This is a genomic window from Colwellia sp. MEBiC06753 (assembly GCF_053470325.1).
In genome coordinates this window covers 81,200-93,780 of record NZ_JBQMTM010000004.1, presented here as the reverse complement: position 1 = coordinate 93,780, position 12,581 = coordinate 81,200, and the positions used below count along the sequence as shown (strand labels likewise).

The window sequence follows — 12,581 nt, the reverse complement described above, 5'->3', positions numbered from 1 at the left end:
CAATCTATAATTAACGGAATAAAAGAGCTGGTATCAATCAGCTCTTTTTTTCATAATAACCTTTGTAAAGTCGATGGAGAATAGCTATGTCTGATGCCAAAGTAATTATTGCCGATGATCACCCGTTGTTTAGAGCAGCACTGAAACAGGCCGTGACAGAATGCTTGCCAGATACCAAGATTATTGAAGCAGAAAACTTTGGTGAGCTACTCCAAAATATCAGTACTACGCCCAGCCTAGAAATTGTCTTTCTTGATTTGCATATGCCCGGTAATGATGGCTTTACGGGGTTAGCGCAATTGCAAAATAATCATTCTGATCTAGTCGTTATTATGGTCTCGTCTGATGAACGCCCAGAAGTTATGCGTAAAGCAATCAACTTTGGTGCCGCAGCATTCATTCCAAAATCGGTTGATCTTGATACCATTGCACAAGCGGTAACTTGTGTGCTTAATGGCGATATTTGGTTACCGGAAGATATTGAACACGGCAATGATGAGTCAACTAATGTAAAACACCAACAATTAGCCAAGCAACTCGCTCAGCTTACACCTCAGCAATATAATGTCTTAGCGCTAATTGCCGATGGCCAACTAAACAAGCAAATTGCGGGCATTCTCAATATTAAGGAAAATACCGTTAAAAAACATGTCTCGGCAATATTGCTACAACTCGGTGTTAATAATCGAACTATGGCTGGTTTGGCTTATCAACAACTCTCACTGACTCCACCTCAACATGAAGTTATTTAACAAACGGTTATTAATTAATTAAAATTCGATTATAGTTAACAGATAAACCATGCAATTTATCGATTTATATGGGAAAGCTGCTACTCATCATTTTGGCTTCATGCGCTTTATATTTTTTAGACTTAGCGCAAAGTGTTGCTCAAAGTAAAACGACAATTAACCTATATAGCTACCATCTAAAACCTCCTTTAGTTATTGATCAAGATCAGCAAAGCGGTATTTATTATGATTTAACTCGCTGGCTAAATGACACCAGTGAGCAATATCACTACGAATTAATGTTCCTTCCACGTAAGCGCATCGATAAAATGTTGATAGAGCAGAAGCTTAACGGTGTGCTTATCGGTGTTAATCCGGTATGGTTTGACGACAGAGCAGAAAATAAATACCTGTGGACTGGCAAGATATTTACCGACCAAGATGAAATAGTGTCACTGCAAGCAAACCAAGTGAATTATCTTGGGGCTAATTCACTTATTGGTAAGGTTTTTGGCGGCGTTCGTGGGTTTTACTACTTCGGTATTAATGAGCTAGTTGAGCAAGAACAGATTATTCGCATTAATACTGTTAAAGAAACTGATTTATTTTCAATGTTGTTAAATCAACGCGTTGATTTTGCTGTTATTACTGGTTCAACATTTCACTATATAATTAACCATTCAAACTGGCAGGATAAATTTTTCGTCTCCCCTCGGCCTCATGATGTTTACGATCGACGGCTGTTAGTCCCACCCGCATTAGCTGAAGTTTATACAGAGCTTGCCCCGCAAATTAAGTTACTTAGCAATGATGAACAGTGGCACAAATTATTGCATTCTTATCGCGGTATTATTGACAACTAAGGTGTTTTTGCTTACGACAAAAGTTGCTTTATCGCTTTTTTCAATGCCAACGACTTAATAGGTTTGCGCATAAAGCTAAAATTCGATTGACTGGTGTGCTGTCGAATCGGTTCTGACGGATCAGCCGAGCAGATAATACATGGTGCCTGCCAGTGGAATTGCTGAATAAGTTCATTAACTAAATCAACACCATTTTCACCATCGTCCAAATGATAATCCGCAATAATAATGGCTGGCTGAAAATCACCGTCAGCCATTTGCTCAATAACCGATTGTTGATTGGTCGCAGCTAGTACCTGGCAACCCCATTCAGTTAATTGAGCGCTAAGTGCGGTTAATAATAACGCCTCATTATCTACCACCAACACATTCAATCCAGCAAAATCGCCACTAGCTTTATCTAAGGCCTGCGGAGCTAATACTGATTGTTTATTTGTAACCAAGCGAGTACGAGGGAGCATTAAACTAAACACCGCGCCTTTACCTGCGATTGAGCGCACACCAAGTGTTAAATTTAATAAATTAGCGATGCGCTCTGAAATTGCTAATCCTAAGCCTAAACCAGGCTTATTTTCAGTTTGCTTTAACCGCTCAAATTCTTTAAAAATCAGTTGCTGTTTATCTTGCGGAATACCAATACCGTTATCCCACACTTCAATCACTACGTTATTTCCTTGGTTTCGAACACCAAGTAATACTTTCCCTTGTGGCGCATAGCGAAAAGCATTTGATAAAAAGTTTTGAATAACTCGCCGCACCATGCGTTTATCTGTTTCCACCTGATAGCTGGAGATAAAATAGCGGAAATCTATGTTTTGCTGCGTAGACAGCGCTTTAAATTCATTAATTAGTGGCGCCAGCAACTCACTTAATGGAAATTGGCTAATTTCTACTTTCGGGGCACTGCTTTCTAACTTAGAAATTTCGATAAGATCCGATAACAAACCTTCCACCGCCGACAATGAATGCTGAATATTACCCGCCAATTCTTTTAGCTCTGGCGTCTCTACTCGCTTTTGCAACATGGTGGTAAAGAGTGTCAATGCATTAAATGGCTGCATTAGATCGTGGCTGGCTGCCGCTAGAAATCGAGTTTTACTACTGTTAGCCGCTTCCGCTTCCGCCTTGGCAGAAATTAGCTCCGCCGTGCGCTCTGTCACTCGCTTTTCCAGCGTTTCATTAATTTGTTGTAAGGTTTTTTCGGTTTCAATATAAGCGGTGATATCTGAAAAAGTGCTAACAAAGCCACCGCCTGGCATGGCTTGACCGCGAATTTCAAGCACTACACCATTAGGCATTATGCGCTGAAAGTGGTGACTGGTGCCTTTGCGCATATATTCAATACGACGAGCAATTAACTGTTCAATATCATCACCATCAATAATGCCCCGTTCAGCATTAAACCTCAGTAGCTCTTCTGCGGGCTTACCGGCAACAACAAAGCCTTCTGGATAATCTAGCAACTCAATATAGCGCTTATTCCAAGCAACAATGCGCATATCAGCATCAACCACGCTAATGCCTTGCTCGATATTTTCGACACCCGCTTGTAAAAGCTCGCGATTAAACTGAAATATTTTGCTAGCTTCATCAACAATATTGACGACATCCGCCAACGGCATTTTTTGTTCAATTGCCGCGTTCATGACCATGCGCGTAGATGCAGAACCAAGTACGCCAGATAACTGTAAACGAGTATATTCCAACAAGGTATCTTGAGACTTGTCGTTATTTTTCTCGGCTTGAACCAGCCGATGTAATTCGTCAACGGCCGTATCACCAACGAACCGACGTAACAAATGCGCAAGATCAGGGATAGTTAATTGTGGGTAATGACTGCGCTGCGGCTTGTGAATATAAAGCTCGGCTTGCAGTTTTTCACCTAAGGTTCGTTTACTGGTTAGCGAGACACCAACAAAACAGCCGCAATTGATCAGCAAACTAAACAACAAGCCGTTACTGATATCATCCAAGCCAGTTACACTTGCCAGATAAGTTGGCGCCGTCCAATGCCAGCCAAATAGCCCTTGCGATATCCAGTTAGCATCGGCGAACAATACGGGCAACAATAATAAATACAGCCACACTAAACTGCCAGATAATAAACCGACCATAGCGCCTTTAGTGGTGGCTTGCCGCCAATAGAGCGCTGCAACAACTAAAGGGGCAAGTTGCGAAAGCAATACAAAGGACAGTAACCCTATAGTTGCTAAGTGGTTTTGTGGCCCAATAATACGTTCAAATGCAAAAGCCAATAGCAATAGAATTGCAATGGTAATACGGCGTAAATTCAAAATAAGGCCGGAGAGCTGTGGGCGATCTTTGGTTAATCGACTTTGTCGTTTTAATAACAGCGGGTTAATTATTTCTGTCGACAACATGGTACTTAGTACAATGGTGGCAACAATCACCATACTGGTGGCTGCGGCAAGCCCACCAATATAAACCAGTAACACTAACCAAGATTGTTTGAAAAATAGCGGTAACGTAATAACAAAAGTGTCGGCATCAACACTGCCCCCAGGGAACGTAATTAATCCGGCAATAGCAATCGGTAAAATAAACAAATTGATGGCGATTAAATACAGTGGGTAAAGCCAGCGCGCGGTTTTCAACTCTTGCTCATGATGGTTTTCGATCATGGTCATATGATATTGCTGAGGCAAAACCACAATCGTAATAATACCCAATAATGCCTGAGAAATGGCGAAATAGATGGTGCTGTTCGAAGTGGCTTCGATTGCTGGAGTTACCCGCTCAATGTGATTAAGTAAATCGTTAACGCCGTCAAAAATGAAGAAAGTTGCAAACAGGCCAATACAGGTTAAGGCAAATAACTTCACTATCGAACTAAAGGCAATGGCCAGCACTAAACCACGATTTTGTTGACTCACTGCAAGTTGCCTTGCGCCAAATAAAATGCTGAATACAATCAGCACTAGCGTCACCATAAAGGTCGTGCCGATGCCCGATTGATAAGTCCCAGTAAGCAAGTCGTAACTGGTACTAACTGCCCGTAATTGCAATGCGATATAAGGAATAGTACCAAGCAGTGCAACACAGGTTACTAACGCGGCAATTTTAGGTGAACGATCGTAACGACAGGCAATAAAATCGGCAATTGAGGTAATATTTTGCTGCTTGCTGATCTTTAGCATTCGCAGCAACATTGGCCAAATAAGCACGAAGCAACCAATAGTGCCAATGTAAATAGGCGCCAACCATTGTCCGGTTGTTGCCGCTTGACCAACCGTGCCATAAAACGCCCAAGAGGTACAGCTAACCCCTAGTGAAATACCATAAACCCACGGACGACTACGCCATTTCTCTTGCGCCTGCTTTTCACCGCGATAGGCCACACCAAATAGAACGAAAAAATACGCGATTGAAAGTAAGCTGATAAGCCAAGAATCAAACGACTGCCAAACTAACACATTACAACCATTGATATTTTTTTAATGAATAGCTCAGCATACCATGGCAATTTCGAATTGGCAGTACACTAAGGTAGTACTTATTTTTTAATTAAGATGCGCTAAGGTGAGGAATAACTAGAATAATTTCAAAAAGATTTATGAAAATAACCAACAAATACCTTGTCGAGTTTATCGTTTTTTTTAGCTATGTATTATTTGCGATGGCATGGGTTGGTGGTACCGCCAGCATGAATCAAATCATGCAATCAATGCAGGTTGAATCATTAGCTTCCGCCAGCTTTATTAGTGGTGCGGTGACCTTAGCTAAAATTGTTGGTACCTTTGGCGCCGCTTGGTTATCGATTAAATTTGGCATTAAATATGCGTTTTTTATCGCTGCCTTACTAATTGCCATCGGGGCTTTTACGCCAATTGCGCCAAATTATGAAATCTTGCTGGTCAGCCGATTTTTAATGGGGCTAGGTGGCGCCTTTATGATTGTTTATTTTAATCCCATCGTAATGCACTGGTTCAGTGCTGAACAACGTCCAACGATTAACGGCCTTAATGCGGTAGCTTTTAATGTTGGTACCGCCGTTATTTTATGGTCGATGGTCGGGATCAATCAGATTACCGGCAGTTGGCAAAACAGTTTGTTACTGTTCTCTATCGCCAGCTTATTAATGGCCTTTGCTTGGTTACTAGTGAAGTTTGAAAATTCAGCGCCTAGTTCACGACAAAATTCAGAACAAAGTTCAGGGCAAAGTTCAGGGCAAAGTGCGGAAAAAAGCCCAACACAATCAATCTCAGAAAGCGCCGCGCCAGTTCCCGAGCCAGAGCACTACCACTATCGTGAAGGCTTAAAAGATAAATTCAACTGGGTATATGCCCTAACCTACTCAGGATTATTAGCTTTCTATATTTGTTTATTTACTTTTTATCCCAAAGCCGGCATTAGCCAAAGTAAATGGGTGATTGGTTTTGGGATTATCGGTACGTTAGCGGGTATTATCTACAGCAAGAAGTTCCCCAAACGTGTGCCTGTTATTCGTTGGTCTGGGCTGGTTATGGTGATAACCATTTTGGGCTTATCTTTTAGCCCTAGCTTAGAAATTCAAACATTATCGGCTATGGTGTTGGGTTTTTTCATCTTTTTCCCGATTACCGCCTTAGTTTCAATTCCTCATGAACTTCCCAACATGAGTGGCCAACGAATTACGATTATCTTTAGCTTGTTTTATTCGATCAGTTACTTATTTTCTACCGTGGTTTTGTGGGTCTTTGGCAAACTGGTTGATATCAATCAAGGTGACTATACTGCCTCTTTACTCCTTATCTCATTAATTAGCTGTACATTTTTTATTGGAAGTTTCTATTTACCAGAAACAGCTAAATCACAGGAGCACGTATAATGCGCGGTACCGTTTCAAAACAACTTGATGAGTTTTTAGCTCAAGTCAATTTGGCGCAAGCACAAGCCAAAGCTGATGGCATTCAATATACCCCTGAATTAGTAAGGGCTAACTTAAACAAACTTGCGGCACTATTACCTGACGTTGCCGCTCCTGCTTTTATTGAAGATAGGGCCTTTCAGTTAACTGATCGCACCATTCCTGTTCGGGTTTATAGTCCAGCGCCGGAACAAGCACTGCCGGTAGTCATGCATTTTCATGGCGGCGGCCATATGTGTGGCAGTGTTGATTTGTATGATCCCATCAGCCGAATGGTGGCTAACCTCGGCCAATGCGTTGTAATTTGCGTAGACTATCTCTTGGCGCCAGAACATCCTTACCCTAACGGTATTGACGATTGTCAGCATGCTTTAATTCACTATCAAAGTGTACTTAAGGGGGTTAATTACAATCAGCAGATTTATATTTTAGGCGACAGTGCTGGCGGCGCAATTTGCACGACATTAGCAATGCGTAGCCTAGAAAATCCGGCAATTAAAATAGATAAGCAAATGCTGGTCTACCCCAGTGTTGATTACACCATGCAGATGCCATCGATTGAGGAAAATGGCGAAGGATTCTTATTAGAAAAAGCGCGGGTGAAATGGTATTTCGAGCAATATTTTCAATCGCTTTTTATCGATAATGTGCTAGTGACAGCGGCATCGCCATTACATGGTTCGTTTAGTGATAAATTACCGCCAACCTTAGTACTAACTGCTGGTTGTGATCCATTGCGTGATGAAGGTATCGCTTATGCGCAAAAGCTCGCTGATCATGGTGTTGATGTTGAGCATCATCAATTTGAAGGCATGATTCACGCCTATATGTTGCTGCATAACCTAGTGCCAGAGGCGTGCCAACAAAGTTATCACTATATTGCTGATTTTATTAAACGCTGATTGCGAAATGATTATAAGTACATTTTTGAGCTAAACCATAAGCTAAAAAACGGCGATATTTCGCCGTTTTTTTTATAGTTATTTATAGGCTAGCGTATTAACAAACCAGAACACTTATTGCGCCGTCCAGGCACCATCAATGGGTAATGCCGCCCCCGTTATCGTGCGAGCGGTATCGCTACATAAAAATAAGACAAATTCACCAATTTGTCTTGGATCCATCATTTCCGGTAAGGATTGCTTTTGCATTACGGTATTACGTTTAGCAGTAGCGAAATCAAGACCTTCGCGCTCCGCAGTTTGCTGAATTTGCTCAACAATTAATGGAGTATCAACAAAGCCCGGACAAATCGCATTCGAGGTAATGCCAAATTCGGCATTTTCCATCGCTACCACTTTCGTCAAACCTACAATGCCATGTTTGGCGGCACAATAGGCCGATTTATTAAGTGAGGCAACTAAACCATGCACCGAGGCAATATTAATAATGCGTCCCCACCCGTTTGTCTTCATGCCAGCTAATACTTTTTGCGTGGTGTGAAAAGCCGAGGTTAAATTTATTGCGATAATGGCATCCCATTTATTCGCTGGAAAAGTTTCAACCCGTTCAGTGTGTTGAATACCGGCATTATTAACCAAAATATCAATCGTTCCCATGGTCGCTAGTGCGTTATCCATCATTTGTGTAATTGCTGCGGCATCCATTAAATTAGCGCTATCAAACAACGCCTCAATACCATATTGCTTGGCAAATTCAGCTGCAAGCGCCTGCCCTTCTTGATCGGACATTAGGCCATGAAGCACTAAATTAATACCTTGCTCTGCTAAGACATGTGCTGTTGCTAAACCAATGCCACTGGTTGAACCGGTAATTAATGCGGTTTTTCCTGCTAACATTTCTATTTCTCTTATCCGTTATAATCTAACGATTAAGAGTAGCGAAAAGCAGCCACCAAATAACTAGTACCTTAGTACCATAATTCATAATTAGTGCCATGATTAGTGCCATGGCTATTGGCATAATTAATAGCTCGGCAAGCAGAATACCGCGATTAATTTGCCAATTAATCGGCTAAAACAACAACTACTAAACTGCAAACACTAAACAACAAATGACGTAGATAGCAGTTTTAAATCATTGGCTAATACCGATTGGCTTTGGCTGGTTTGGGCAATTTGATCAGCGGCTATGGCTGACTCATCCGCAGCTGCGCTAATAAGATTAACGTTTTGACTTATTTCATTAGCCACGGCAACTTGCTCTTCAGTAGCGGCCGCAATTTGCGTAACCATCTGAGTAATGTTGCTGATATTGTCTCGAATATCATGAATGGAGGTAATAACATTTTCAGCTTTCACAACACTGCTATCTGCCGTTTGTTGACAACTGCCAATGACTGAAAATGCTTGATTAGTAGCATCAGTGAATTGATTAATAATTCGTTCTATTTGTTGAGTTGACTCTTGGGTGCGTTGTGCCAAGGTACGAACTTCATCAGCAACAACTGCGAAACCACGCCCTTGTTCACCGGCACGAGCAGCTTCAATCGCAGCGTTTAACGCCAATAAATTCGTTTGCTCTGCAACCGACTTAATTACATCAACAACATTAGTAATTTGCGCACTACTTTCATTTAGCTTAGCAACAATTTCATGTACCTGATTAACATTGGTCGCCACCTCCTGAATTTGTCCAACCGACTAGTTAACCACGGCTTCACTTTGAGCAATTAACTGCTCGGCCTGAGCCGCTGCTTGCGCTGTTTCTTGGGTATTATTTGAGACCTCATTAATCGTTTGGCTCATTTCTTCAATTGCTGTGGCAACTAAATAAGTTTGTTCTTTTTGATCATTAAGTGCCGCGCTGGTTTGGGCAACCGTCACAGTGTTTTGCTCAGATGAAGATGCCAAGGTTTCACTTGAACTGGTAATATTTTGAATAGCTGCCTTAAATGTTTCAAATACTTGATTAAGTGCTCCAGAAATATGGCTAAATTCATCTTTGCCTTTCACCACTAAAGACTTATCAAGCGCATTATTCGCTGAGCAATACTGTAAGGTATCGACTAACTCCCTAACCTGCCAATTAATACCGCGCATAATTAGAAAACCTAAAGCGATACATATCCCACAGAGAACAACTGCTGTCGAGATATACAATGTATTAGCAAACATTGCCGATTTTTTTTGTTCTGCGGCTAGATCAATTACATAAGTGGCAATGTTATCTTCTACTTGCTTGAGCATATTAATGCGTTCAGTAGCGCTATTAAACCATTTGGCCGCATCAACATTAAACTGACCTAAGATTGTTAGTGGTGACCTGATTTCGGTATTGCTCTACTTGTTTTACCGCGTCGATATTCGATTTATTTTGATAATCACGTTTTAATGCTGGATCCGCTAAACTTTCAAATTCATTGAAATAAGTTTCCTGCAATAAAACCAGCTGATTAATTTTAAATAGGCCGCTAAATCCATAGTATTTTTAGCAAAAGTATTACTTAAAATCGCCCGTTCAATACCTGCGCGCTCTTTGCCTTGTTCAAAATTATAATAAGCCAAGCCTTGTTGTTTCACTTCTGGACTTTTAGCAAGAGACGCTATATTAGCAACCACACTTAGCAGTGAAGCATTAGTTTGAGTATAAAATTCTATGGCTTGTTGGGCAGAAATTGACTGCGCATCAACTTGGCGACGAATTTGTTCAAGCTGAGTAAGCAACTGCTGGTTTTTATTGATAATTTCAACAAGGTTAAGTTGCTCCATTGTTGCCATTAATGCTTTATTAACACTGAGCTTATCAGCTCTTTTACCGTTGCTTAGTTTGCGTTGCTGCTCAAGTTTCGAACGAAACGAAGGGCTAGCATTTGAACCATAAAATGCCGCAGTCAAACCTCGCTCTTTTTGTAATTCATGTACTATTTGAGAAATAGCAACGGCGAGCATCATCACCTCACTAACAGTATTGGCATCATTAACTTCTTTACTCGCCTGCCAAATAAGTACCATGGCAAAGATAAAAGCCGCTAACAACGGAATCCCAGTAAGAATAAGAAGTTTCTGTTTGAGTGTCAGATGATTAAGCATAGTAACAGTCCTATGCTTGTTGAAAGTATAATAAAACCGAAATGAGTATAATTCACAACGACTAATTTTTCACTATTACGAGATAGTTATTCAAAAGCAAAAATAATCATTTAAATTTCAGTCAGGTAACTGTACATACAATGCAAACAACAGCGAATAGTTATTCCTTTAAAATCAACATATCTGTTAACGTTTATCGATACCTTATTTAGGACGGGTAACGGCCAATAAAAAAGCCGCTTTAATAGCGGCTTTTTTGAGTTAATTTTTAGCGTTAATTCAAAAAATTAACCATTCATGAAATCAACACCTTCTTGGATGTCTTTGTTAAGCGTTTCAAGCATATCTTCTTTTGCTTTTTGCTCGAATGCACTTAATTCGCCGTAAGATAAAATTTCTTCAACACCGTTTTTACCTAAACGTACTGGGTGTGCAAAGTACTCTGCATCACCATTTTCAACAGCAACGTAAGCGTAATCGACAACTTCTTCACCTTGTAAACCTTTCACTAAAGACATACAAAAACGTGCTGCCGCAGCGCCCATTGATAAAGTTGCAGAACCGCCACCTGCTTTAGCATTAACAACTTCTGTACCTGCGTTTTGGATACGTGGCGTTAATGAAGCTACTTCTTCATCAGTAAATGTTACACCTTCAACTTGTGAAAGAAGTGGTAAAATTGTTGTACCTGAGTGACCACCAATTACTGGCACTTTCACAGAAGCAACATCAACACCTTTTAATTCAGCAATGAAAGCTTCAGAGCGAATTACGTCTAGCGTTGTTACACCGAATACGCGGTTTGCTTCATAAGTACCCGCTTTTTTGAATACTTCAGCAACAATTGGCACTGTACCGTTTACTGGGTTAGTAATAATACCTACTAACGCTTTAGGGCAGTTAGCAACAATACCTTCTGCTAATGTTTTGATAATGCCAGCGTTTACTGCAAATAAATCCGCACGGTCCATACCTGGCTTACGAGGCATACCAGCTGGAATAATAACGATGTCTGCACCTGATAATGCTGGCGCTAAATCATCTGCACCGTAACCTTTAACATTAACAGCCGTCGGGATGTGGCTTAAGTCAACTGCAACACCAGGAACTACTGGCGCTACATCATATAATGCTAAGTCAGAACCTGCTGGTAATTGTGTTTTTAATAATAAAGATAATGCTTGGCCGATACCGCCAGCTGCGCCTAAAACAGCTACTTTCATTGGAATTCTCCAGAATTGAGTAATTACTTAAATTTTTGTCGCCCAAAAGATATAGTATTAGTGCACAAAAAACAAATGATTAATCGGAACATTACTGTTGTTCAATCAGATAAAAAGCAACTTTCCTTTACAGGTTTGTCAGCGTGACACCACAAAAATACCGATTAATACTAGCCAACAACGTTGTTTAGTGACACTTGCTATTTAAATTCAGCATATTTACCCATATCTTGGTATAGTAGAGGATAGACTAAAAACGCTTTTATGGAATCCGACTTAAGTCGTAATTCAAATAAAACCAATAAAAATTTAACGAGTTAACTTAATTAACTACATTAACTAAACAAACAGCAAGCCTATGACCGCACAAATGAAACAAGAAGCCTTAGTTCAGGCGTTTAAAGAGTTATTAAAACAGGAACAATTTGGTTCGCAAGGCGAAATTGTTGATGCATTAAAAGGGCAAGGTTTCAATAATATCAGCCAGTCAAAAGTATCTCGCATGTTGAGTAAGTTTGGCGCGGTGCGTACTCGTAATGCTCGCCAAGAAATGGTTTATTGCTTACCAGCAGAGCTTGGTGTACCAACAGCAAAAAGCCCGCTGAAACAATTGGTACTTGATATTGAACATAATGAAGTGATGATCATTATTCGTACAAGCCCAGGGGCCGCTCAATTAATTGCAAGGTTATTAGATAGCGTCAGTAAAAGTGATGGTGTACTGGGGACTATTGCTGGTGACGACACCATATTTATTGCGCCAACCGATGTTAAGCAAATTCCGCAAACTATTGCCAAACTAGAAGATTTATTCCAAAAGAATTTAGGTTAATTTTTTAATCGAAATAAACTAAAAAGCCACGCTATATACAGCGTGGCTTTTTTATTTTGGTGGTTAGTATGTA

General features: G+C 40.5%; 11 protein-coding genes. 5 read left to right on the top strand and 6 right to left on the bottom strand.

Annotation, left to right across the window (positions count from 1 at the left end):
* The first annotated feature begins 86 nt into the window (after positions 1–86).
* Both ACOB82_RS04865 and ACOB82_RS04860 read left to right on the top strand, forming a co-directional pair.
* Entirely contained in the window at positions 87–752 is a 666-nt protein-coding gene (locus tag ACOB82_RS04865; RefSeq protein WP_448211814.1) for a response regulator, read from the top strand.
* 68 nt (positions 753–820) lie between these two features.
* A complete protein-coding gene (locus tag ACOB82_RS04860) occupies positions 821–1,594 on the top strand; it encodes a hypothetical protein (protein ID WP_448211813.1) in 774 nt (257 codons plus the stop codon).
* A gap of 11 nt (positions 1,595–1,605) precedes the next feature.
* Here the strand turns inward: ACOB82_RS04860 and ACOB82_RS04855 are convergent, their stop codons facing one another.
* Positions 1,606–5,028 (bottom strand): hybrid sensor histidine kinase/response regulator, encoded by a 3,423-nt coding sequence (locus ACOB82_RS04855; RefSeq protein ID WP_448211812.1) that lies wholly within the window; start codon positions 5,026–5,028, stop codon positions 1,606–1,608.
* A 140-nt stretch (positions 5,029–5,168) separates the two neighbouring features.
* Here ACOB82_RS04855 and ACOB82_RS04850 point away from each other — a divergent pair, with 140 nt between their 5' ends.
* The gene (locus ACOB82_RS04850; RefSeq protein ID WP_448211811.1) at positions 5,169–6,422 is read left to right on the top strand and encodes an MFS transporter; all 1,254 of its coding nucleotides are present in this window, start codon (positions 5,169–5,171) and stop codon (positions 6,420–6,422) included.
* Positions 6,422–7,363, top strand: a complete 942-nt coding sequence (locus ACOB82_RS04845; RefSeq protein ID WP_448211810.1) for an alpha/beta hydrolase — start codon at positions 6,422–6,424, stop codon at positions 7,361–7,363. The genes ACOB82_RS04850 and ACOB82_RS04845 overlap by 1 nt, the downstream gene beginning before the upstream one ends.
* A gap of 114 nt (positions 7,364–7,477) precedes the next feature.
* Here the strand turns inward: ACOB82_RS04845 and ACOB82_RS04840 are convergent, their stop codons facing one another.
* The 5 genes from ACOB82_RS04840 to mdh all read right to left on the bottom strand — a co-directional run bounded on the left by ACOB82_RS04840 (position 7,478) and on the right by mdh (position 11,676).
* Positions 7,478–8,260 (bottom strand): 3-hydroxybutyrate dehydrogenase, encoded by a 783-nt coding sequence (locus ACOB82_RS04840; protein ID WP_448211809.1) that lies wholly within the window; start codon positions 8,258–8,260, stop codon positions 7,478–7,480.
* Between the two features lie 204 nt (positions 8,261–8,464).
* The gene (locus ACOB82_RS04835) at positions 8,465–9,043 is read right to left on the bottom strand and encodes a methyl-accepting chemotaxis protein (RefSeq protein ID WP_448211808.1); all 579 of its coding nucleotides are present in this window, start codon (positions 9,041–9,043) and stop codon (positions 8,465–8,467) included.
* Between the two features lie 21 nt (positions 9,044–9,064).
* Positions 9,065–9,610 carry a hypothetical protein gene (locus ACOB82_RS04830; RefSeq protein WP_448211807.1) on the bottom strand — a complete coding sequence of 182 codons (546 nt, stop codon included), beginning with the start codon at positions 9,608–9,610 and terminating at the stop codon, positions 9,065–9,067.
* 156 nt (positions 9,611–9,766) lie between these two features.
* Positions 9,767–10,453 carry a nitrate- and nitrite sensing domain-containing protein gene (locus ACOB82_RS04825; RefSeq protein WP_448211806.1) on the bottom strand — a complete coding sequence of 229 codons (687 nt, stop codon included), beginning with the start codon at positions 10,451–10,453 and terminating at the stop codon, positions 9,767–9,769.
* A gap of 287 nt (positions 10,454–10,740) precedes the next feature.
* The gene (gene mdh / locus ACOB82_RS04820) at positions 10,741–11,676 is read right to left on the bottom strand and encodes a malate dehydrogenase (RefSeq protein ID WP_448211805.1); all 936 of its coding nucleotides are present in this window, start codon (positions 11,674–11,676) and stop codon (positions 10,741–10,743) included.
* Positions 11,677–12,034: 358 nt separating this feature from the next.
* On the opposite strand from mdh, the gene argR reads away from it, so the two are divergent.
* Positions 12,035–12,508, top strand: a complete 474-nt coding sequence (gene argR / locus ACOB82_RS04815) for a transcriptional regulator ArgR (protein WP_448211804.1) — start codon at positions 12,035–12,037, stop codon at positions 12,506–12,508.
* The last annotated feature ends 73 nt before the right edge of the window (positions 12,509–12,581 follow it).